Annotated in this window: 18 protein-coding genes and 1 pseudogene; 5 read left to right on the plus strand and 14 right to left on the minus strand. The window is 64.9% G+C overall.

Going from position 1 to position 23241, the window contains the following annotated elements; all coding sequences use genetic code 11:
* Window positions 1–60: 60 nt before the first annotated feature.
* On the minus strand, window positions 61–1641 hold the full coding sequence (locus CDO87_RS22355) for a hydantoinase B/oxoprolinase family protein (protein ID WP_100931134.1): 1581 nt from the start codon (window positions 1639–1641) through the stop codon (window positions 61–63).
* Window positions 1638–3737, minus strand: coding sequence for a hydantoinase/oxoprolinase family protein (locus CDO87_RS22360; protein WP_100931135.1), 2100 nt, complete (start codon window positions 3735–3737; stop codon window positions 1638–1640). The genes CDO87_RS22355 and CDO87_RS22360 overlap by 4 nt, the downstream gene beginning before the upstream one ends.
* Window positions 3738–4362: 625 nt before the next feature.
* On the opposite strand from CDO87_RS22360, the gene CDO87_RS22365 reads away from it, so the two are divergent.
* Window positions 4363–5454, plus strand: a complete 1092-nt coding sequence (locus CDO87_RS22365; protein WP_100931136.1) for an efflux RND transporter periplasmic adaptor subunit — start codon at window positions 4363–4365, stop codon at window positions 5452–5454.
* Window positions 5455–5458: 4 nt separating this feature from the next.
* Window positions 5459–8524: an efflux RND transporter permease subunit gene (locus tag CDO87_RS22370; protein ID WP_100931137.1), complete on the plus strand. Its 3066-nt coding sequence runs from the start codon at window positions 5459–5461 to the stop codon at window positions 8522–8524.
* Window positions 8525–8719: 195 nt separating this feature from the next.
* Here CDO87_RS22370 and CDO87_RS22375 read toward each other — a convergent pair whose 3' ends face one another.
* From CDO87_RS22375 to CDO87_RS27325, 9 genes and pseudogenes are all read right to left on the minus strand, one after another.
* Window positions 8720–9217: an RES family NAD+ phosphorylase gene (locus tag CDO87_RS22375; RefSeq protein WP_100931138.1), complete on the minus strand. Its 498-nt coding sequence runs from the start codon at window positions 9215–9217 to the stop codon at window positions 8720–8722.
* Window positions 9218–9230: 13 nt separating this feature from the next.
* Complete coding sequence (locus CDO87_RS22380) at window positions 9231–9581, minus strand: MbcA/ParS/Xre antitoxin family protein (protein WP_100931139.1); 351 nt, start codon at window positions 9579–9581, stop codon at window positions 9231–9233.
* 192 nt (window positions 9582–9773) lie between these two features.
* Window positions 9774–10002: pseudogene (locus tag CDO87_RS27315) on the minus strand (IS5/IS1182 family transposase); the annotation flags it as partial.
* Between the two features lie 149 nt (window positions 10003–10151).
* Window positions 10152–11066, minus strand: a complete 915-nt coding sequence (locus tag CDO87_RS22385; protein ID WP_100931140.1) for a 5'-methylthioadenosine phosphorylase — start codon at window positions 11064–11066, stop codon at window positions 10152–10154.
* 19 nt (window positions 11067–11085) lie between these two features.
* Entirely contained in the window at window positions 11086–11835 is a 750-nt protein-coding gene (locus tag CDO87_RS22390) for an ABC transporter permease (protein WP_254698488.1), read from the minus strand.
* Window positions 11836–11866: 31 nt separating this feature from the next.
* A complete protein-coding gene (locus CDO87_RS22395; RefSeq protein WP_100931142.1) occupies window positions 11867–12775 on the minus strand; it encodes an ABC transporter permease in 909 nt (302 codons plus the stop codon).
* Complete coding sequence (locus CDO87_RS22400) at window positions 12772–13812, minus strand: ABC transporter ATP-binding protein (protein WP_100931143.1); 1041 nt, start codon at window positions 13810–13812, stop codon at window positions 12772–12774. The genes CDO87_RS22395 and CDO87_RS22400 overlap by 4 nt, the downstream gene beginning before the upstream one ends.
* 37 nt (window positions 13813–13849) lie before the next feature.
* Window positions 13850–14509 carry an extracellular solute-binding protein gene (locus CDO87_RS27320; protein ID WP_254698489.1) on the minus strand — a complete coding sequence of 220 codons (660 nt, stop codon included), beginning with the start codon at window positions 14507–14509 and terminating at the stop codon, window positions 13850–13852.
* A 60-nt stretch (window positions 14510–14569) separates the two neighbouring features.
* A complete protein-coding gene (locus tag CDO87_RS27325) occupies window positions 14570–14902 on the minus strand; it encodes a hypothetical protein (RefSeq protein WP_254698490.1) in 333 nt (110 codons plus the stop codon).
* 239 nt (window positions 14903–15141) lie between these two features.
* Between CDO87_RS27325 and CDO87_RS22410 the strand changes: the two genes are divergently transcribed.
* Complete coding sequence (locus CDO87_RS22410; RefSeq protein ID WP_100931144.1) at window positions 15142–16203, plus strand: LacI family DNA-binding transcriptional regulator; 1062 nt, start codon at window positions 15142–15144, stop codon at window positions 16201–16203.
* 329 nt (window positions 16204–16532) lie between these two features.
* Here the strand turns inward: CDO87_RS22410 and CDO87_RS22415 are convergent, their stop codons facing one another.
* The 3 genes from CDO87_RS22415 to CDO87_RS22425 all read right to left on the minus strand — a co-directional run bounded on the left by CDO87_RS22415 (window position 16533) and on the right by CDO87_RS22425 (window position 21802).
* The gene (locus CDO87_RS22415; protein ID WP_100931145.1) at window positions 16533–17675 is read right to left on the minus strand and encodes an FAD-dependent monooxygenase; all 1143 of its coding nucleotides are present in this window, start codon (window positions 17673–17675) and stop codon (window positions 16533–16535) included.
* A 186-nt stretch (window positions 17676–17861) separates the two neighbouring features.
* On the minus strand, window positions 17862–21278 hold the full coding sequence (locus CDO87_RS22420) for a molybdopterin cofactor-binding domain-containing protein (RefSeq protein ID WP_100931146.1): 3417 nt from the start codon (window positions 21276–21278) through the stop codon (window positions 17862–17864).
* Entirely contained in the window at window positions 21275–21802 is a 528-nt protein-coding gene (locus tag CDO87_RS22425) for a (2Fe-2S)-binding protein (protein ID WP_100931147.1), read from the minus strand. Before CDO87_RS22425 ends, CDO87_RS22420 begins: the two co-directional genes overlap by 4 nt.
* Before the next feature lie 288 nt (window positions 21803–22090).
* Between CDO87_RS22425 and CDO87_RS22430 the strand changes: the two genes are divergently transcribed.
* Together CDO87_RS22430 and CDO87_RS22435 are read left to right on the plus strand one after the other, a co-directional pair.
* A complete protein-coding gene (locus CDO87_RS22430; RefSeq protein WP_100931148.1) occupies window positions 22091–22555 on the plus strand; it encodes a MarR family winged helix-turn-helix transcriptional regulator in 465 nt (154 codons plus the stop codon).
* Between the two features lie 7 nt (window positions 22556–22562).
* Complete coding sequence (locus CDO87_RS22435; protein WP_100931149.1) at window positions 22563–23231, plus strand: TetR/AcrR family transcriptional regulator; 669 nt, start codon at window positions 22563–22565, stop codon at window positions 23229–23231.
* Window positions 23232–23241: the final 10 nt, after the last annotated feature.

Raw genomic sequence — 23241 nt, forward strand, 5'->3', positions numbered from 1 at the left:
TCCTTGTCGGTTGAGGCAGGCTCTTGACGGCCTTTCGGTTTTGTCTTCGGAAAGATGGGTTCACTCGGCCGCGACGCGGCGTTCCTCCGGGCGGCCGTAACCGCCGCCCCCGGGGGTGACGACCTCCAGCCATTCGCCCTTGCGCAGGGTGCCCTGGCCACGGTCGAAGGGCGCGGTGCCCGGGCCGGTGGCATAGCTGCCGTGGCCGCCTTCGCCGCCGCCGTCCAGCCCCCACGAGCGTGAGAGGTTGCGCGAGATGTCGACCCGGACGAGGCAGTCCTCGGTGGCGCGGTAGACCCGCCGCAGCCCCATGCCGCCGCGCTGCCGCCCGGCGCCTTCGGAGCCGTCGACCAGTTCGTAGCGTTCCAGGATCAGCGGGTATTCCACTTCCAGCGCCTCGACCGGCAGGTTCGACGTGTTGGTGGCGTGTACGTGAATGCCGTCCAGCCCGTCGGCATCCGGGCGTGCGCCGCCGCCGCCGCCGATGGTTTCGAGGTAAACCCAGTAGGTGCCTTGTTCCGGCCCGCTCTGGCGCGTTCCGGAGAACAGCGCCACTGTGCAGGTCGAGTTGGTGCAGGCCGACACTCGCGCCGGGGCCGCCTGCGCCAGTGCGCCGAGGATCAGGTCGGCGACGCGCTGGCAGGTCTGCACCCGCCCGTTGACCGCCGCGGGATGCGCGCAGTTGAGGATCGAGCCCTCCGGCGCCGTCACCGATATCGGTCGCGCCAGCCCGGCGTTGGGCAGGACCGAGGGGTCGACCACCGATTTGACGATGTAATAGACCGTGGCCAGAAGCGCGGTGCGGGTCATGTTGATGCCCGCGCGCACCTGCGGCGGCGCCTCGAAGGAAAGGCTGATGTCCTCGCCCGCTATCGTCACCGTCACCGCCAGCGGGATCGGGTCGTCGAAATCTAGGTTGTCGAAAACGTCCTCGAACCGCCAGCTTCCGTCCGGCAGCGCGGCGATGCCCGCGCGCATCTTGCGCTCCGCGTAGTCCAGCAGCGCCTGACCCGAGCCCAGCACCGTGTCGGCACCGTACCGGTCGCAAAGTTCCTGAAACCGCTGCACGCCGACCCGGTTCGCGGCCATCTGGGCGCGCAGGTCCGACAGGCGTTCCCGCGGCACCTGGCAGTTCAGAAGGATCAGGTTCTGCACGTCTTCCTGCAGCACGCCCTCGCGGTAGAGCCGGATCGGCGGAATCCGCAGCCCTTCCTGATAGATGTGGGCGTGCGCGCGATCGACGAAATCAGAATGATGCGCGAGGTTGACGGTCCAGGCCACCAGCGTCCCGCCGTGGAAGATCGGCTCCGCCAGCACGATGTCGGGCAGGTGCGTGCCGCCGCCCTGATAGGCGTCGTTGCCGACGAACACGTCTCCGGGGCGGATGTCCTTCGCATCGTGCAGCTTCAGCACCATCGGGATGAAGTCCAGGAAACTGCCCAGATGCACCGGGATATGTTCGGCCTGGCAGAGCGTTCGGCCCTCGACATCGAAAAGCGCGGTGGAGCAGTCCCGCCGCTCCTTGATGTTGGTCGAATAGGAGGCGCGGACCAGCGCCTCGCCGGTTTCCTCCACGATGGAGGAGAGGGCGGCGCCGATGACCTCGACGGTGATCGGGTCGAGAGCCGGGGTCTGTGTCATTGGCCAAGCTCCAGGATCAGGTTTTCGGTTGCATCGACATGGGCCGAAACGCCGGGGGGGATCAGCGTCGTGGTGTCCATCTGCTCGACAATGGCGGGACCGTCGAAGCGCATCCCCGGACGCAACCGTTCGCGGGCGTATAGCGTCGTTTCGGTAAAGCAGCCGGTCTCGGGATACCATGTCTGGCGCGCACCGATGATCGCGTGCCGGGCATCTTCCGGTCCGGGGGTGCTGCTGGCCAGCGTGGCCTTTTCCACCTGTCCCACGGCCTCGGCGCGGAAGGTGACGCAGAAGATGCGTTCATCCTCGACCGCGAAGCCGTAAAGCCGCTTGTGCGCCTCGGTGAAGCCCGCGCGAAGAGCCTTCAGCGTTTCTTCGGTGACCGGCCCTTCGGGCAGTTCGACGGACAGTTCGTAGTTCTGGCCTTCGTAGCGCATGTCGACACGGCGTGTGAGGCCGCGCTTGTCGGCTTCGATCTCTTCTGATCGGAACCAGTCTTCCGCCTCGGCGGTGACCTGCGCGACCGCATCGCCGATCTCTACCAGCATCGCCGAGTCGAGCGGCATCAGCCGGGTCAGCGGGAATTCGGCGCGCAGATCGGTCAGAAGCAGCCCCATGGCGCAGAGGGTGCCGGGCGTACGGGGGATGATGACTCGCGGCATCCCCAGCTCCTGCGCCAGTCGCACCGCGTGCAGCGGCCCCGCGCCGCCGAAAGCCATCAGCGCATAGGCGCGGGGGTCGTGCCCGCGCTGCACGGAAATTACCCGGATCGCCTTGGCCATGTTCGCCGTCACGACCGAGATGATGCCCTGCGCCGTTGCCATGGTGTCCATGCCCAGCCGTTCGGCCATGCGGTCGATGGCGGCCAGGGCGAGGTCGCGTCGCACCTCCATCCGGCCGCCCAGCAGATGCGTCGGGTTCAGCACCTGCAGCACGATGTTGGCATCGGTGACGGTGGGATCCTCGCCGCCGCGCCCGTAGCAGACCGGCCCGGGATCGGCGCCCGCGCTTTCCGGGCCGACCTTCAGGAGCCCGCCGGAGTCGATCCGTGCGATGGAACCGCCGCCGGCGCCGACGGTGTGGATGTCCAGCATCGGCGCCTTGATCGGGTAGCCGTGCACCTGCGCCTCGTTGGTGCGCGCGCATTGTCCGCCTGCCATCAGCGCCACGTCAGAGGACGTCCCGCCCATGTCGAAGGTGATGATGTCGGCCTCGCCCGCAGCCTGGCCGATCACCTGTGCCGCCACCACGCCGGTGGAGGGGCCGGAGAGGACCGCGCGCACCGGTGTCTCGGCCGCGACCTCGAAGCGAACCACCCCGCCGTTCGACTGCGTCAGATGTGGCGGGACCGGCAGGCCGAGGTTCTCCAGCCGCGGGGTCAGGCGGTGGATGTAGCGCTGCATGATCGGGCCGAGATAGGCGTTGACCGTGGCGGTGGACAGCCGCTCGAACTCGCGGAATTCCGGGGCGATCTCGTGGCTGGCACACAGAAAGACGTCCGGCAGCTCCTTTTCGAGGATCTCACGGGCGCGCTTTTCATGCGCGGGGTTCACGAAGGCGTAGAGGAAACAGATGGCCACTGCCTCCACCCCGGCCGCGCGCAGACCTTGGGCGGCGGTGCGTACTGCGTCTTCGTCCAGCGCCATGTCGACCGTACCGTCGTGCAACAGCCGTTCCGGGACCTCGAAGCGCAGCGCGCGGGGCACCAGGGTCTGCGGCTTTTCCGCGAAGATGTCATAGAGGTCGGGGCGCTTCTGGCGTCCGATTTCCAGTAGGTCGCGGAAGCCTGCGGTGGTCAGCAGTCCGACGCGCGCGCCGCGATGGGTGATCAGCGCGTTGGTGGCAACGGTGGTGCCGTGACCCAGGTAGGCGACGGCCGCGGCAGGATCATCGGTGGCCCCGGCGCATTCGCGCATGCCTTCCTCGACGCCCTGTGCAATGCCGCGCGAGGGATCGTCCGGCGTGGACGAGACCTTCCAGACTTCCATCCGTCCCGAGGTCTCGTCGAAGAGGCAGACATCGGTGAAGGTCCCGCCGGAGTCGACCCCGACGCGCCAGCGGGCCTGTCCGGGTTCTGTGTTCGTGAGGTCCTTCATCGCTCGGCTTTTCCTGTTGTTCCCGTGCGGCGGCGGTCCCTTGGGACGTGACCGCGCTTTCGGTCATCGGACACGCAGGTTCCGGGTCACGTCCAATCCAAAACTTTTTTGACAGCCAAGAATTTTTCTATCGGCCGATGCGGGCGGGCATCTCATCGCCGCTTCAAGTTGCTGAAACATATGACAAATGACAATCATGCATCTCGGTTCGCCGGACCAGCCTATGGCGCTTGCCGTCACAATCCCGTCTGACGCCAAGATGTAAATACGTGCGTGTCGGGCGGGCTTTCCAATTGTGGACCGCGAGCCAAAAGGCGCGGAATCGAGGGATGGAGGGGTGCGTGTGCCCGCTGGCGGACAGCGACGACCGCAGCAAAATCCAAGATCGTCGAGGGTTGGGTTGCGCGCGTTTCCGAGACTGGCATCGCAGTTCCGGATGGGCCGAGGAAAGCGATCCGTGTCGCCGTCCCGGCACTGGTCCCATGCGTCCCAGGCCGTTGCGTCCAAATCCTGAACGTCGCCTGCAACACTTCTATGTCAGCGTAGGCTCTGTGCGACAGCGCACTTGTCGTGGTGAACCGATCAGTTTACTTGCGACGCACATTCGAACCGCGAAAGAGTTAGCATGTCACATCGATGCACCCTCGCCATCCGTCTCTTGCTGGTGTGCCTCCTGGCCATACCCTCCGCCGTCTTGGCCCAAGAGGATGAAGGGACGGCCCGGCAGGGTGCGCCGCGTCCCGTCAAGCTGATGACGATCGAGGCAGGCGCCGCGCCCATCGCACGGCAATTCTTCGGACGGGTGCGTGCCCGGTCGACGGTCGACCTCGCGTTTCAGGTGCCCGGCCAGATCGTCTCGTTCCCGGTGACGGAGGGGACGCCCGTCAAGGAGGGCGCGCTGGTCGCGCAGCTCGACCTTGAGCCCTTCGAGCGTGAACTGGAGCGCGCTAGGGTCAATCTCGCCAAGGCCGAACGAGACGCCGAGCGGCTCAGCAGCCTGCAGGGCAATGCCGTCGCCGAGGTGCAGGTGCGCGATGCCCGGACACAGCTCGACCTGGCGCGGATCGCCGCGCAGGAGGCCGAGAGCCGGCTGGAAGATGCGAGCCTCCACGCCAAGTTCGACGCGCTTGTGGCGCGCCGCGAAGTGCCGGTCTACACCACGGTGAGTGCCGGCCAGCCGGTCGTCCGGCTGCACGACATGTCCGAGCTGCGCGTCGAGATCGAGGTGCCCGAGGTTCTGTTCCGCCGCTCCGCCGATTACGCGGCCAGCAGCGTGACCTTCACCGCCAGCTTTCCGGGACAAGACCGCGAATACGCGCTGGCCCTGCGGGAATTCGAGGCAGAGACCGCCCAGGTGGCGCAGACCTTCACCCTGACGCTGGCCTTTGTCGAAGAGGTGCCGGGCTGGGTGCTGCCCGGCGCTTCCGTCACCGTCAAGTCGCGGGCCGACCTTGAGGACGAAGGCATGGCCATCCTGCTTCCGGAAACCGCGCTTGTGTTCACGCCCGACCGCTCGGTCGCAGTCATGGTGTTCGAACCGGGCGAGCAGGAGGGCAGGGGCACCGTCCGGCAGGTGCCGGTCGAGATCGAGATGCGCGAGGATGCGCGCGTGGCGCTGATCGAGGGGCCCGACACGGGCACGGAAATCGTGGCGACGGGTGCCTCGCAGCTTGTCGATGGGCAGGCGGTGCGCCGCTACACCGGCTTGGGGAACTGAGCCCGTGGCTATCGCGCGTTCCGCAATCGACCGTTCGCTCCTGACATGGCTCCTGATGCTGGGCTGTCTCCTCGGGGGGATCTGGGGCTTTGCCACCATCGGCCGGCTGGAAGACCCGGCCTTCACCATCAAGAACGCCGTGGTGCTGACCGAGTATCCCGGCGCCTCGGCAGCGGAGGTCGCCCGCGAGGTCTCTGAACAGATCGAGAGCGCGATCCAGCAGATGGGCGAGGTCAAGACGATCACCTCGTCGAACAAGCCGGGGCTCAGCCGGATCAACGTCGAGATCGAGTCGACCTACTCCGGTGAGGAGCTGCCGCAGATCTGGGACAAGCTGCGCGCCAAGGTGGCCAGCGCCCGCGGCTCCCTGCCCGAGGGCGCGCGCGAACCCTTTGTCAACGACGGCTTCGGTGATGTCTTCGGGATCTTCTACGCCGTCACGGCACCCAGTTTCACCGACAAGGAAGTGCACGACATTGCAGATTTCCTGCGGCGTGAACTGCTGGCGGTCGAGGGTGTCGCCGACGTCACCCTTTCCGGCCTGCCGGAGGAGGCGGTGTTCGTCGAGGTGCAGCCCGCCATCGTCACCAACCTCGGCATCGCGCCCGCCGCCATCGCGCAGGCCATCGCCAACGCCCAGACCGTCACGCCCGCCGGCAGCGTCGAAAGCGGCGACCTGTCCCTTCGGATCGAGACGCCGGAAGGGTCGGACAGCGTCGAGGCGATCCAGAACCTCACCATTGGCGTCAACGGCGAGATCGTCGACCTGACCGACTTCGCCATCGTCAGCCGGGAGCGGGTCGACGATCCGTCGATGATCATCCGGCACAACGGACAGGAAGCCTTTACCATCGGTATCGCGGGCAAGGAGGGGCTGAACATCGTCGACGTGGGCGCGCGGGTCGATGCGCGGCTGGATGAGCTGCGCGCGGACATCCCGCTGGGGGTCGAACTCAACCCGATCTACAAGCAGCACGACGTCGTCGACGAGGCATCGAACGCCTTCCTTCTGAACCTCGCCATGTCGGTCGCGATCGTTGTGATCGTTCTGGCCCTCGCCATGGGCTGGCGCGCGGCGCTGGTGGTCGGGGCGACGCTTCTGCTGACGGTGGTGGGCACGATCTTCTTCATGGCGGTCTTCGGGATCGAGATGGAGCGGATCTCGCTCGGGGCGCTCATCATCGCCATGGGGATGCTGGTCGACAACGCCATCGTCGTCGCCGAGGGGATGCAGGGCGACATGCAGCAAGGGAAAAGCTCGCGCGATGCGGCTGAGGACGTCGCATCGAAGACGCAGATCCCGCTTCTTGGGGCGACCGTGATCGGCATCATGGCCTTTGCCGGAATCGGGCTCAGCCCCGATGCGACCGGCGAATTCCTGTTCTCGCTCTTCGCGGTGATCGGCATTTCGCTTCTGCTGTCCTGGGTGCTCGCGATCACGGCGACGCCTCTTCTGGCGCACTACATCTTCAAGCGCGGCGATGGCGAAGGGGGAGGCGCCTACGACGGCCCGGTCTTTCGGGCATATGCTGCCGTCTTGCGCGGCGCGATCCGGGCGCGCTGGCTGGTGGTGGTTACATTGCTGGTTCTGACGGCCGGCTGCTACTGGGGGTTCGGACAGGTCAAGCAGCAGTTCTTCCCCGACAGCAACACGCCGCTGTTCTACGTGCACTACAAGTTGCCGCAGGGCACCGACATCTCCGCCACGTCGCGCGACATGGCGTTGGTCGAGGATTGGCTGTTGCAACGCGACGAAGTCGTCTCGGTCTCGACATTCGTGGGCGGCGGTGCCTCGCGCTTCATGCTGACCTATGCGCCGGAAGAGCAGTTGCCGACCTATGGCCACCTGATCATCCGGACCGCCACGCTCGAAGAGATACCGCCGTTGAGGGACGCGCTGGAGACGTTCGGGCGCGAAACCCTGTCCGGGGGCGAGTTCCGCACCGAGCGGCTGGCCTTTGGTCCCGGTGGCGGCGCGCCCGTCGCGGTGCGGTTCTCCGGCCCCGATCCCGACGTGCTGCGGGCCCTTGCGGTGGAGGCCGAGACAGTCATGCGCGAGGCCAGCGACCAGACCCAAGACCTGCGCACCGACTGGCGGGAGCGCGAGCTTGTCATCGCGCCGCGCTACAGCGAAGGCCGGGCCCAGACTGCCGGGGTCACGCGCGAGGACGTGGCCGCCACGATGAAGCTGGCGACGGAGGGAGACCGCGCAGGCACCTTCCGCGAAGGCAGCCGTCTGATCCCGATCATTGTGCGTCAGCTGGGGGCCGGTGCCGAAGGTGGCGAACATCTTGTGGATCAGCCGGTCTACAGCTCTGCTGCGCAGCAGTTCATTCCGCTCGAACAGCTGATCGACGGTCTTGACTACGAGGTGCACGACACGCTCATCCACCGCCGAGACCGGCTGCCCACGATCACCGTCATGGCGGGGGTGCCCGCGGGCGTGAACGCCGACAAGGTGTTCCGGCAGGTGCGCGGTCCCATCGAGGCAATCCCCTTGCCCGAAGGCTACTCGCGCGAGTGGGGTGGCGAATACGAAAGCTCGACCGAGGCGCAGGAAAGTCTCGGCCGCCAGCTTCCGGTGTCGCTTCTGATCATGGTGCTGATCTCGATCCTGCTGTTCGGCGCCGTGCGTCAGCCGCTGATCGTCTGGCTGCTCGTGCCGATGTCGGTGAACGGCGTGGCACTGGGGCTGCTGGGGACGGGGCTGCCGTTCTCGTTCACCGCGCTTCTGGGCCTGCTGAGCCTGTCGGGCATGCTCATCAAGAACGGCATCGTGCTGGTGGAGGAGATCGACCTGACCCGCGCAGAGGGCGTGCCGTTCGAGCGCGCGATCGTGGAGGCCTCAACCTCGCGTCTGCGCCCCGTCGTTCTTGCGGCGGCGACCACGATCTTGGGGATGCTGCCGCTGCTCTGGGACGCGTTCTTCGCGTCGATGGCGGTGACGATCATGGCGGGGCTCGGCTTTGCGTCGGTACTGACACTCATCGCGGCGCCGGTGTTCTACTACCTTTTCTTCCCCGGGGAGCACGCGTCTTCAAAGGAAGGGGAGGATGCGCGGCCCGCCTGAGGTGCGGGGGTGTTTGTCTGGTCATGACGGCGCGGTTCCATCGTCCCCGTCCTGGACCTTGGGACCGCGCTTTCGTAACTGATCAGAAGTTGCCCGATTGCGCTTTGTATTAACCCAATCCCCGCATGGACGGTCGATTTGCGCCATGGCCAGCAAACAGCAACGCATGGTTCCCGTCCATTGCCCGCGCCAAGCTTAGATCCGCGAAAGCCTGTCCTCGTCGTCCACGACCTTCAGCGCACAATCTGGGCCGGTCCAGCGCCATAGCACGATGTTGAAGTCGGTTGCAGCAGCGCCCTTCGCGAAGCTTCGGATCAGGAGCCCCGCAAATCCGTCGTCGATCAGGTGGCGGGCAAAATCCTGGGTCGGGACATCCTGTCCTTCGATCATCCGGATGCGCCAGCCGGGATCGGCGAGGTCGCTCTCCGTCACGCCGCGCCGGGCAAGGGCGGCTCCGTCGCGGGTGTCGAAGACCGGACCGAGGTCCGCTTCGTAGGACACCAGGATTGTGGGTTGCAGGCTGCCGACCTGATTGGCTTCCCGGAGGGCGGTGGTGGGTTCGAGTGTGGTATAGAGCGCTGGTGTGCCCTTCGCGTTGAAACGTCCGCCGTAAAGCTCCGCGCCACGGCCCGACAGCGGTTCGCGCGCGTAAACGGGGTTCAGGGCGCGGTAGAGCGGTCCGGTGTAATGCACGGCTGTCAGTGGGTCAGGCGAAGACGCCGGCGTCGACCGCGTCGATGTAATCGAGGACCTGCTGCGCCTTGCCGTCCCGCACGAGTTGCATCGCGGTGCGGCCATCGAAGCCGGGCAGGGGCTCCGAACGGTACCAGGCATAGGCCATAAGTTCCGAACCGAAGCGCGGTTCGACCTTGTTCAGCACCTCCACGAGTTCACGCAGGCGCCGCTGGGTCTTGTCCGAGTTGATGCGGGTGCGCCGTTGCAGCGCATCCTTGCCAAGACCCACCGTCACGGCGATCTCTTCGGCAGAGGTCCGCAACGCCGCCGCAATCTTGCGGGGCTCGAACTGTCCTCCTTCGGCGAAGTTGGCGAGGTGCATGGTCAGGCCTCCATCGGTGATAATAACAGGATATAGCGTCAATATGGCCGAAGCGCAAGCGTCAGGGCCGTCTTACGCATTCTTCAAACCCTTGCGCTCGGAAAGAGGCGCTCTTGCCTTCGCCTCCTCAAGAGCTTTCGAATGATGGTGTCCGGTTTCGCCGCTTTTACCCGCGTTGGTCGCATTTGACCGGCGTGCTCCGTTGCTGTCGCCCAGCCGGGCCATCATCCGAGCGAAGAAGCCTTTCACACTCCATCGCTTTCAGCAGCCGTTCAGCGCATTGTGCGGGCCATATGCAGCAGGCGCGTGGCATCAGCGAAGGCCATTGCGATTGATGAAGATTATTCCGCTCAGCACGCGCGTCCGCTCGGCGCCCGCGGTGCGACTTCGGCCCAAACACGGGTAAACGTGCCACCTTCATGTCGGTGAGCCAAAAGAGATCGCGTCTGTCACAGCTCCGTTTTCGGAGCCGTGACCTAAAAAGTGCGATTGAAATCAATGCACGTCACCCCAGCGGAAAGCAACGCTTCGCGGGACAAGCACGACAAGATCTCTGCGCCTTTACCGGTATCAGAAACGATCATATCTCTCTGCAGGTTGGGGGGCTTGGAGATCATGGCAGCCGCACGAGCTTCGTTGCAGCATCTTTAGCGCCGTAAGCAAGGCGAGTTCCGAAGCGACGCGCGACAGGTTTGGCAGGACGTCCGCTTGCAGCAATGTGCCGCGATCTCTGTCCATGTAGTCGTTGAAGCCTGCTGTGACGAAAGCGAGGGGTACAAAACACGCGCCGATTTCGCGGCTCAGCGTGGCCTCGGGCGCAAGCGAATGGTTGATGAGATCCGCCCCCATTGACCGGAAGGCAATCGCTTCGGCCGGCGTTGTCAGGCGCGGCCCGTAGCAGTGTGCCGCGACCAAACCCTGTTCGATGCCGTGAACGCGACAATGCTTCGGCCAGACCTCGCGGGCCGTCTCTGCCAGCAATCCGGCGCATTCGGCGCAGATGATCGCCTTTCCGGACGCATCAAAACGCTGGCGTCCGGGAAGCAGGGAATAGGGGGTCTGCGTCAGCTCGATGATATCAGCTGCAATCGCGAGATCGCCGGGCTGAATGGCTTTGTTGACGGCACCCATGGTCGAGCTCGCGAGCACCTGTCTGACACCTGCCTCCTGAAGGACCCAGAACGCCCTTCGGTGGCACGCGTGATCGATCTCGTTCCGCGGGTTACCATGGGAATACATGCAGAGTGCGCGATGGGGTGTCCCGTCTGGCGTCACGTCGCCGGAAAACTCGAGCAGTTTCCAGTTTTCGGAAGGTCCCCAAGGGGTGTCAAAGCCCAAATCGCGCGCAACGACACGGACGCCGTCCATGCCGGTATCCTCGGGGAACGCCAGCCCCCAGTTCGCAGAGCCGGTGATGAGAGCGAGGCGCACCTGAGGTATGCCAACCGCCATGTGGCTGCCGGCGCTCGGGGATTCATCGTTCATCTGAGGGAAACTCCTGTCTTCAGGTGGCGCGGCGCGCGTTGACGAGCAACACAACGGCGATCACCAGTACGGTCCAGAGGGTGGAAATGGCGGCAATGGTCGGATCGATCTGATCGCGCAGCGACAGAAACATCAGCTTGGGCAGCGTGGCGCTGTCGCCTGCGGCAACGAAAATCGAGATCACCGCCTCATCGAGCGAGGTGAGAAAGGCCATGAGTGCAGCGGTCAGCAGGGTGAAGTTGAGCTGCGGAACCAGGATCCCGGCAATGGCGCGCGCCCATCCGGCCCCGAGGCTTCGCGCGGCGTCCACTTGCCCCCAGTCAAACCGCGACACGGCCGGGAACATCACGATCGTGGTGACCGGGATCGCGAGGACGACGTGACCAACAAGAACACCGGTCAGCGTGCCGATCAGTTTCAGCTTTGCCAGGACAAAGAACAGCCCGATGGCCAGAAGGATGCCGGGTATCACCGAAGGCGAGAGCACATAGGTGTACAAGACGCGGGACCTGAACCCGCCAAGACGATTCATCGCGATGCAGGCCGCAAGACTGACGGGGACCGCAACCAAGGCGGTCAGGGTGCCGAGGATCAGCGAGGTCTTGAGCGCCAGCATCCATGTCGCCGAGCCGAAGAAGCTCTGGTACCAGCGCAACGAAAGCGTGCGCGGCGGAAACTCCAGCAAGTCTGATCCGGAGAACGACAGCGGCACCACGATCAGGGTGGGAAGGATCAGGAATCCAAGGATCAGCGCGGCAACGACCCACATGACGGTCTTGAACCCACGGTTGTCAAAGGACTCAAGCATGGCGACGCTCCTTGCGGGACAGCAGATGACGCAGGCACAAGAGCATCGCGGCAGTGAGGGCAACGAGAAGCAACAGCAGGATGCCAAGCGCTGACGCGGCGCCCCAGTTCTGGAAGGTGGAGAGCGTGCGCTCGATCCGGATCGCGATCGGGTTCACCTGCCCACCGCCAAGGATGGCCGGCGTGATGAAGAACCCGAGCGTGTAGATGAAGACGATTGTCGCCCCGGACCGGATTCCGCCCGCCGCCAGTGGCAGCACGACGCTGACCAGCGTGCGCGGCAGCGAGGCCCCCATGCTGGCGCTGGCCCGGATCGTGTTATGGTCGATGTCCCGCAAGGTGGCATAGGTCGGCAGGACAAAGAGCGGCAGCATGAAATGGACCATGCCGATCAGCGTGCCGGTGAAATTGTAGACCAGCGCCAGCGGCTCGTCGGTCAGGCCGATCCCTTGCAGGCCCTGATTGACGAGCCCATCCCGCCGCAGCAGAACCAGCCAGCCGTAGGTGCGCACAAGGATCGACGTCCAGAGCGGCAGCATGAGCAGGATCAGCAGGCGATTGGCCAGCTTTTGCGGCGCCGAGGCCAGCGCCAGCGCCAGCGGCAGGCCCAGGATGAAGCACAGCGCAAGGGTGCCTGCAGAGAGTTCTACCGTGCTCCAGATCGCACGCCAGGTCAGATCGCTGGTGAGCAGGTTTTCCCAGTTCGCAAGCGTGTAGCTGCCACGCAGGGAAAGAAAGCTTTGCCGCAAGATCCAGAGGATCGGCAGCATCGCGCAAAGGCCGACCAGCACCAGCGCGGGCAGCGAAAGGGACAGGAAAAAGGCGTTCTCGCGCCGGATATCGCGGCGCAGCCCGGCCGCGACGGTGTCGACGCCGGGAGGAGCAAAATCAGCGTGGGTCATGCCGCCTCCCGGGCCATTTCGTGGACATGGCGCGCATCGGCATAGGCGGTGACCTCATCTCCGGGCTTGAGGTTGTCGCAACCCTCCGATCGGCTTGATGGAATTGACAGCATCACCTCCTGGCCCGACGCCAGCGTCAGCTGGATCAGCCAGTTCTCGCCGCGGAAGGCGATGGCGGCGATCTTGCCGGACAGGCTCAGTCCCTCCGCACCGCAGGCGGCGCGATCCAGATGGAAGGTCTCGGCCCGCACCATCAATTTACGAGAGGGTTGCAACGCCTGCCCGTCGAGCCCCCGGCAATGGGCGCCGTCGAGAACATTGGCCTCACCCATGAACTCGGCGACAAAGGCAGAGCGCGGATGGTGGTAGATCTCTTTCGGCGCGTCAATTTGCTGGATCTTCCCGGCGCTCATGACGGCGATCCGGTCCGACATCGTCAGGGCCTCGCGCTGGTCGTGGGTGACATAGACCGTGGTGATGCCCAGATCGTCATGCAGGCGCCTGATCTCGAATTGCATATGCTCGCGCAGGTTCTTGTCCAGGGCCGACAGCGGTTCGTCCATCAGCATGATCCGCGGTTCGTAGACAATGGCCCGGGCCAGCGCCACGCGCTGGCGCTGGCCGCCGGACAGGGCGGCAATGTCGCGGTCCGCAAATGCTCCGAGCTTCACGCGTTCGAGTGCCGCCATGGCCCGGTCCCTGACGTCACCGCTGGACAGCTTGCGCAGTTTCAGCGGGTATTCGACGTTTTCCCGCACGGACATATGCGGAAACAGGGCGTAGTTCTGGAACACGATGCCGATGTTGCGCTTGTTGGGGGCCAGCCGGGTCACGTCGCGATCTCCGATCACGATCCGGCCCGTTTCCGGGCGCGTGAAGCCGGCGATGGCCATCAGCAATGTGGTCTTGCCTGAGCCCGAAGGCCCCAGCAGGGTCAGGAACTCGCCCGGCAGGATGCGGAGCGACACGTCGTCGAGCGCAACGAAGTCGCCAAAAGTCTTGCGCAATTTTTCGATCGTGATGGGAAGAGGTGTCATAGGTGCGTCCTGCCGGGCGAGTGAGGGTGGCGAGCGATCAGCGATTGATCATCTCGTCGAATGCGATCTGAGCCGCTTCGCCGTTTTCTACCCACCAGGAGGGGTCTGAATAGACCGAAGTCCCGGCGTTCTCCGGCGCGGTGGCCAGCAGCGGCAAGCGGTCTTCGGGGATCAGGCCGGTTTCATAGGCGCCTTCGTTCATCGGGCCGTAGAGGATGTAGTCCGTCAGCTTGGCTTCGCGTTCGGCCGTGGTCATGCCCGCGATCAGTCGCATCGCATCTTCGACGTTTTCGGAGCCGGCCGGAACTGCCAGGCAGTCCGTGCCGACGATCGAGCCCTTGAACGTATAGTCGGCAGGACCCTGTTCCTTTGCCGCTGCGGCCCGACCGTTCCACGCTACGACCAGATCGACTTCGCCGTCGGCAAGGATCTGTGTCGATTGGGCGCCGGAGGTCCACCAGATCGCCACATCCGGCTTCAGCTCTGCGAGGCGGGCGATGGCACGGTCAAGACCGCCTTCGGAGGACAGAACGTCATAGACTTCATCCGGTGCGACACCATCGGACAGCAGCGCGATCTCCAGCGAGTCCTGGGCATTTGCCCGCAGCGCACGGCGCCCCGGAAAGGCTTCGGTGTCCCAGAATTCGGCCCAGGTCTTCGGAGCGTTTTCGCCAAAGGTCTCCGTGTTCCAGGCCATCACCGTACCGTAGCTGTCGAAGGGAAAGCAGTAATCGTTGCGCGCACCCTCGGGCAGCGACTACATGTCCACGATGGAGGTATCGAGCGGTTCAAGGAGGTCGAGCGCGGCAGCCTGGGCCGCCTCTGCCGATCCCAGATGAATGACATCCGTCGTGACGGTTCCCGACATCACCTGCATCCGCAGCGCGGCGAGGCTGTCACTTTGGCTTTCCTCGCGGATCTCAAAGCCAAGTTCGTCGGCGGCTGGACCCCACATCGCCTCTTTCAGGGCCGTGCCGTAGTCGCCGCCCGCAGCGGTGATGGTCAATGTCTGCGCCGTTACAAGCGTCGGCAACGAGACGCCGGCAATGAGTGCCAGCGAGAGGGTCGAAGTCAGGGGTTTGCGAAACATTTGGTCCTCTGTCGGTTGGGGGTGCGAAAGCCGTTCTGAGCGGCGTTTTAGGAATTCGTAACGTTACGAATTGCAGATTCGATGATTCTTTGGAAGACATTTTGTTTGTGTACTGACATATCTTTCCGAACATGCCCGTCTTGTGAGCATCGACCGCGGACAGATTGCATACCTGACGGCAACACGTGTTAAGTCCTGCAAAACCAGATCGTAGACGCACAGAGTTGGCCTGAACACGCATGAGAAAATCTCCATCTCGCCCCAATCTTCGACAGCTTGCGTCCACGTTGGGGCTTTCGGTAACCACCGTTTCGCGGGCGCTCAAGAATGGTCCCGAAGTGAATTCCAAGACCGTCAAGCGAGTTCAGGAAGCGGCGAAGACTATGGGGTATGTTCCCAACCGGACCGGCCAGGCGCTTCGGACCGGTCGGACGAACGTGCTGGCTGCGATCTTGCCGCTCGAAACCCAGGCCTATCTTTCCGATGTTGCGCGGCTGCCCTTGATCGAAGGCATGACCGTCGCGGCGCAAGCCAGGGGATACACCCTGTCGATACACTCGGCGTTGCCCGATGCGGATCCGCTCGAGGTCGTACAAAAAACGGTCGGGCTCGGTGCCTGCGACGGCTTGATAATCACCCGGATGGAGCGGAACGACACGCGGATTGCGTGGCTGGACGAGCAAGGCATCCCTTTCGTGACGTTCGGGCGGAGCGACAGCGCCCGGCAGCACGCCTATGTGGATATCGACAATGCGAAGATTGCACAGATCGCGACAGCGCAGCTCCTGTCCGAGGGCCACCGCCGCATTGCTCTGCAGGTTCTCGGAGGCCGCGATATGGCGAGCGCCGAACGCATTTCCGGCTTTTTTCTATCGCACAAAGAGGCCGGGATTCATGCTGATCCGGCCTTGGTGGGCACGGACCATTTCGACATGGAAACGTCAAGCAACGCACTGGATCACCTGCTGCTCTTGCCGGATCCGCCGACTGCAATGATCTGCGTGTCGGAACTCGGCCTTCTAGGGGCGATTGCCGCTCTGCGGCGGCATGGCATTTCGGCTCCGAGCGATTTCGCGCTGATCACGAGGGACAACACCCGTATGTGCGATTTTCTGGGGCTCCCCGGAATTCGTTATCATTCCGTGGATATGGCACGTGTCGGCCAAAGCCTTGTCGAAGGGCTTCTGGGACGCATCGACCACCCGGACGACGGCCCGTTTCAGAAAGTGTTCGCGCCCGGTCCCCTGTTCGGAGATCCGCCGCATGCGGGCCGAGACAGCCGCGCGGGGAAGAAGCCTTAAGGTGAAAGCCTGTCGTCGCTCATGACCAAAAGCATGTCCGGCACTTGGCATGCCGGACCGATCCGAGCCGTGGACCTAGCAAGGGTCCTCAGGGGTATCTTTCCCCTGAAACCCATCGGAGTTCGAATAGCCGATCCATGCAGTAGAGGGAAATTGGAAGACCTTGCCGGCAGCCACGGCCTGAATGTTCGATCCGGGCACGACGATGGTTGAATAATGGGGCGCCTTCGGTTGGCGTGGTGCTGCAGAGACAGCCAAAAGAGTCTGAACGCGCAGCCATCCGCAAGGGGTCCGGCCGCGCGTTCAGGGTATGTCGGTGACGAGAGGTCCTAGCCGAGCGGAACTCCGAGAGGGTCATGGGCGTAAACCCAGGCCGGATCTTCCGGCTCTTTCAGCCAGGTGTTGGCGTTGGAAATGGTCTGCACCTTGGTGGCGCGGTCACGCCGGGTGGCTTCGTACAGCGAAAAGGCCGAGGCGTAATCCGTTGTCCCGGTTTCCTCAAGGCAGCGGGTCAGCACGGCAGCATCCTCGATCGCCATGCAGGCGCCCTGCGCCATGTGCGGGCGCATCGGGTGGCAGGCATCGCCAAGCAGGCAGAGGCGGCCCTGGCTCCACAGGTTCAGCGGGTCGCGGTTCCAGAACGGCCACTTGGTGATCTCTTCGGTGGCGTCGATGAGCGCGTTCACAACCGGATGCGAGCCGCCAAAGATCGCCTCCATCTCTTCGCGCGAGCTATCGACAAAGCCGGTCTCATGCTCCCAGCCATCCACCGGCACGCCGGTGACATAGTAATATTCGGAGCCGTCGCCCTTGGTGGCATAGGCCATGATGTGGCGCGACTGTTCCCACCACCACTTGACGCAGGGCTCGAAATCGACGCCCGAGGCGCGCAGCTTGTCCATGTTGACCAGCGCGCGGTGCCCGACCCAGCCCGAGAAGCGGGGTTTTTCGACGCCCAGCAGTTTCTCGCGGATCATCGAGTTGATGCCATCGGCGCCGATCACCAGCTTGGCGGCCACCTGGCGGCCATTGGCAAAGGTCAGCAGCACGTCATTGTCCCGCTCGGCGATGTCGGTCAGGCGGTGATCGAAATGCAGACGGTCCTGCGGCAGGGCCTCGATCTGCTCGGCGTGCAGGTCGCCACGGTGGATGGTGATATAAGGTGCGCCGTATTCCGACTTGGCATAGTCGCCCAGTTCGATCCGGGACAGGTATTCGCCGGTCATCCCGTCGCGGGAGAACCAGAAATCCGGATGCGAACCGATGGCGGCCAGACGATCCTCAAGCCCGATGCGGCGGAACACCTTCATCACATTGGGGCCGATATGGATGCCCGCGCCGAGCCGGGTAAAGACCGGCGCCTGTTCAAAGCAATGCACGGAGAAGCCCGCGTCGTCGAGCAGCGCCATCGCCGCTGCGCCACCCAGCCCCGCGCCGATAACGGCTATGTCCACCTGATCGATCGAGTCCATGTCAGTTCCTCTTTGTCTGCGCGTTCATATTGTTCGTATACTAACGAATAATCAGTGCCCGGTCCAGTTCAACGGCATATGAAGCATGTATCTTTTCCAGGCATCCGGCGCGGTTTGAGTGGAATCGCGCCGGATTTTCCACCTCTGGTTTTCATTTTTATGCAAACGAAAAAGCAGGCGGGCGGATCAGGGCCATGGCGGTAGGTCCGGCGCATACCGGGCACGCAGGTAGCCGCTGAGTGATTCGATCTGCGTCTCGCTCAGTTCGCCGCCAAAGGCGGGCATGTCGCGCAGGTCGATGCTCAGCGGGGCTACAAGCCCGTCGCGGATCACAGTGGCCAGCGCCTCTGGCCCGGGGGCGCGAATGGCCATCGACTGTCCCAGCGGTACATGTGCGGCGGTCACGGTGCCCGCAATCGCAGGCTCGTGGCAGGTGGCGCAGGCGCTTTCGAACAGGCGATGGGTCGCGTCGGGCTGGGCGGGCAGCCGGGGGGCGGGGGTCTCCACCGGTTCGCCCTCGGTCAGCGACGCGAGATAGGTGGCCATTGCGCGTATGTCGGCGTCGGGCAGGGGTGCAAGGCTGTCGACCACGTCCGCCATCGGGCCGGAGGCCGCCGCCAGCCCCGGTGCGACGCCGGAGCGCAGATAGGAGAACAGGCTCTCTTCGTCCCAGCCGCGTTCGCCCGCCGGGCGACCGGCCAGCGCCGGTGCAAACCAGTTCTTGACCATCGCGCCGGACAGCGCGTCGGTGCCGCCCTGTTCCGCCCCAAGCGCAGAACGCGGGCTGTGGCAGGCGCTGCAATGTCCCGCACCCTCGACGAGGTAACGGCCGCGGTTCCAGGCCTCGGATTGCGCCGGATCGGCGGTCAGCTCGCCGGGACGGTGATAAAGCATGTTCCAGACCGCATTGGTTGGTCGGAGATTGGTCGGAAAGACCATCTGTGCCTGCGGCGCCTCGGCCCGGACCGGCGGCAAAGTCTGCAGGTAGCCGTAGAGCGCATACATGTCCTCGCCGCTCATCTTTGCAAAGGATGTGTAGGGGAAGGCCGGATACAGGTTGTGGCCGTCGCGGCTGATCCCCTGCCGCATGGCGCGGTCAAAGGCGGTGAAACTCCAGTCGCCAAGGCCGGTCTCGGGATCGGGTGTGATGTTCGTCGTGTAGATGGTGCCAAAGGGGGTCTCGACCGCGCGCCCGCCCGCATTGGGGCTGCCGCCCTCTGCGGTGTGGCAGGTGGCGCAATTGCCAAGCGCAAAGACCTCGGACCCGCGTTGAAGCAAGGCCTCCGAGAAACTGCCCGCGCCGGGCGCCGGGCTGGCGGGGATCGCGCGCGCCATCGGCATGGCCACGGCCCCGGCGGTCAGCGCCCCGCCCAGGGCCGCAGCCATCGCCAGGACACGCGGCTTGCGGCGCTTTTTCACCGGGGTCAGGCCGGGCAGGGCAGGGGGGGTGACCTCTTGCGGGGCAATGCCCAGAGCGGCGCGCATCTTTTCCGGCGTAAAGGGCGCCTCGCGCATGCGCACGCCGGTCGCATCGAAGATCGCGCCTGCAATGGCGGCGGCGGCGGGAACCGCGGCGCTTTCGCCGACGCCCAAGGCGGGTTCCTCCGGGCGCGCGATCAGCAGGGTCTCGATCTGCGGCGTCTCCGGAAAGGTCAGGATCGGGTAATTGGCCCAGCTTTGCGGGGTGACGGTGATCTCGTCGAAGCTCACCTCCTCCTTCAGAACCCGGCTGGCGGTCTGGTGCACATTGCCGTGGATCTGCTGGCGTACGCCGTCGGGGTTGATGACCAGCCCCTGATCCTGGCCGACAAAGACGCGGGTCAAGGTGACCTCACCGCTTTCCATGTCCACCGCGACGTCGCAGACCCAGGCCGCGGCGGCCGCAGCGGTTCCCGGGAAAGTGCCGTGCACATAGGTGGCGTAGGCAAAGCCGCTGCCATAGGCCATGCGGCCTTCGCGGCGCATCCGGGGGCGCGTCCGGGTGTCCCAGCCCGCGGCTTCGGCGGTGCGACGGATCAGGTCTGTGGCGCGGGGATCGTCGATATGGGCGAGGCGGAACTCGATAGGGTCCGTGCCGGCCTCATGTGCCATCTCGTCGATGAAGCTTTCATGTGCAAAGGTATTCGGCAGGGCGGACACCCCGCGCATCCAGGCCGCGCGCACGATGGGGGCCATGTCATGCACGGTGATCCGCTTGTGCGGGATGCGGTAGGGCGGCACGGTGGTGCGGTCGCCCATGTCAGAGGGGCGCGGCTCGGGCGAGACGGCACCGGTGAGCAGAAGCGCGAGGTTTGGCGCGCGGTTCGAGGGATACCAGGTGTCTAGACTGTAGGCGTGCAGCGCCCCGTCCTTGAGTCCCCCGGCAATGTCCATCAGCTGAGCGGCGCCTTTCGGCTCCCACAGATGTTCTTGCGCGCGGGTAAGCTGCACCCGCACCGGACGCCCCACCGCTTGCGCCAGCAGAAGTGCATCGCCACAGACGTCATCGGCACAGTTTCGGCCATAGCAGCCGGCGGCCTGATAGCGGCGGATCTCGATCGCCTCGGAGGGCAGGCCGGTCAGGGTGGCAAGGTCGCCGCGCAGCATATGCGGGTTCTGGCTGCCGGACCAGACGACGGGCCTGCCGTTGTTCCAGTCGGCCACCGCGCAGGACGGCCCTATCGAGCCGTGCAGGTGATAGGGCCAGACGTAACTACGCGACAGGGTAGTGTCGGCCTCGGCCATTTCTTTTTCGAAATCGCCGCTGCGATCGAGCGCACGGGGGGTGGCGGGCTGGTTGCGGATCGCATGGCGCAGGTCGCGGAGGTCAGGTGCGGACGGCGGCGTGCGCCACCGGACTGGCAGCGCCTCGGCGATGGCCTGTGCCTGGTCGGCGCGATCCGCGACCACGCCGAGGAAATCGCCCTTCCGGACCACGGCAATGAAGCCAGGCATGTCGCGTACGGCGTCTTCGTTCCAGCCAAGCAGGCTGGTGCCGATGAAGGGTCCGCTGTCGCGCCCTGCATAGGGCGGGCGCAGCACATGCCCGTGCACCATGCCCGCGACATCGACGTCATGGATGAACGTATGCTGGCCGATGACCTTGGCCGGCAAGTCCTGGCGCGGGGTCTTGTGGCCCACGATCGTGTAATCCGCCGGGGATTTCAGCGGTGTGGCAGGATCGAGCCGCAGCATCTCCTCACGCCCCTCCAGGAGCGCCTCGAAGGCGACCGATGTGTCCTTCCAGTGGACCATCCCGTCGCGGAGGGTGACGCCGTCTTCGGGAGCATTGAGCCGGCGGGCGCCCCGGGCGGCCAACTCACCGCGCAGCTGCGCGGCGGCCAGGCGCAGCGGTACGGCGGCGACCTGGATCGTTTCCGAGGCGATCGTCGGCCCCTGATCCGGTGTGCATGCGGTATCGCCCAGAATCACCTGCACGCGGGACAGCGGCAGTTCAGCCTCTTCTGCCACGATCTGCGCCAGCGCGGTCTGGATGCCGGTGCCCAGATCCACATGGCCGTTGAAGGCCGTGAGCACCCCGGTGCTGTCAAAGGTGACAAATATCTCGCGGCCTTTGTCGGTGTCGCGATGAACGGACAGGCTGCCAAAGGGATGGTCGGTCATGCGGTGGTGACCTTTGCTGAAGCGGCCTGACGGTCCGGGCTGGCGGCGAGACGTTCGGCGGCGCGCTGCACCGAGGCGACGATTTCGGTATGGGTGCCACAGCGGCAGAGGTTATGGGCGAGGGCGGCGCGGATGCGGGCCTCGCTCGGGCTGGGATCCTGCCGCAGAAGTGCCACGGCGCTCATGATCATGCCGTTGAGGCAGTAGCCGCATTGCGCGCCTTCCTCGGCTATGAAACCGGATTGCACGGGATGCAGTGCGCCGGTGTCCGGGTCCGCCAGCCCCTCGAGCGTGGTCACCGCGCGGCCGGCAAGTTTGCCCACCCTGAGCACACATGCGCGCGCCGGGGCGCCGTCTATCAGCACGGTGCAGGCGCCGCATTGGGCCATGCCGCAGCCGTATTTCGGCCCCTTCAAGCCGAGCTCGGCGCGCAAGACGTCCAAGAGGGTCCTGTGAGGGTCGAGTTCGAGGTTATGGGCGGTGCCATTGACAGCTAGATGCAGTGCACGTGTTGCGCCAGACATGATGCAGAGCTCCCTTGCTGGCGTTCAGGAATCCAGAGGCATTCCTGAACGCCAAATGTATCTTTGCATGTACACGAACAAATTTTCACGTCCGGCGCAATGGTGTTCCGAAGGGCTTTTGTCTGTCGAGCCCTGTGCGCTGCCGGACTGCCCAAAATGTACGCACACATACAAGTTCCGCCGGGCGAAATGCATACAGGCGCCGGACGCTGGCCGGCTGCTGACTTGCCTCCACTGGCGAGCCATGTAAACGGTGAGAGCAAAGAGCTACAGCGGAAAGAGCAGGTCATGGCGCCCCGCCCCCCCGAACACACAGCGGAACAGGACAAGGCCGCCGACCCACAGTATGTGCTGGACGAGCAGGTCGGCTTTCTGTTGCGCAAGGCGTACCAGCGACACCAGACCATCTTTTCCGAGCGGATGATCGGGGGGCTGACAGCAACTCAGTTCTCGATGCTGTTTCGGCTCTACCAGACGCCCGGGCCTATCTCCCAGAACGCTTTGGGGCGGCTGGTGGCGATGGATGCGGCCACCACCAAGGGGGTGGTGTCGCGGCTTCAGATGCAGGAACTGATCACCGCCGAGCGCGACACCGAGGACAAGCGGCGCTACATGCTGCGCTCGACCGCCAAGGGCCGGGCCCTGATCCAGGAGGCGCTGCCGGTGGTCATCGGCATCACCGAGGCTACGCTGGCACCGCTGACCAAACGCGAGAGCGAGACCTTCCTGCGTTTGCTCGCCAAGCTCTGCTGAGTCCCGGGTGAGCGCGGCCAAACCCGCCCGACGCAAGCCGGGACGCCCGAAGGACACCGACAGCGCGGACCTGCGCGACCGCATCCTGGACGCGGCAGAGCTGGAATTCGCCGCGCACGGATATAATGGTGCGCGGTTGCGGCAGATTGCGGCCCGCGCCGGTGTGAACCCGGCGCTGATCGCCTACTACAACGGCTCCAAGGCGGCGTTGTTCGAAGAGGTGATCCGCCGCAAGGGGGCCCTGATCGCAGCGGCGCGCCAGGCCAATCTTGATGCGCTTCTGGCCCGTACGTCTGCGCCGCGCGTGCGCGAGATCGTGCGCGCCTACCTGGAACCGCAATGGGACATGAAGGCCAGCGGTCCGGGCGGAGCGGCATTCGTGCGGATTCAGGCGCGGCTGCATGCAGAGCCGGAAGCCCGCGCGCTCAACCTGCGGCGCGAGATCTACGACCCAACGGCCAAGCGGTACATCACTGTTCTGGCCGAGGCGCTGCCGCATCTGACCATCGAGGAAGTGAGCCTGAGGATGGCCTTCCTGGTGGGGACGTACCTGTTCATGCTGAACGACCTTGGACGAGTCGGCGATCTCAGTGACGGGCGCGTGCCAGCGATGGAAAAAGAGGACCTGCTCGACCATTTGCAGCGCTTTCTGGCCGCCGGACTGCGCGCCGATTGATCTCAAGCCT

The sequence above is a fragment of the Sagittula sp. P11 genome, assembly GCF_002814095.1.
GTDB lineage: Bacteria > Pseudomonadota > Alphaproteobacteria > Rhodobacterales > Rhodobacteraceae > Sagittula.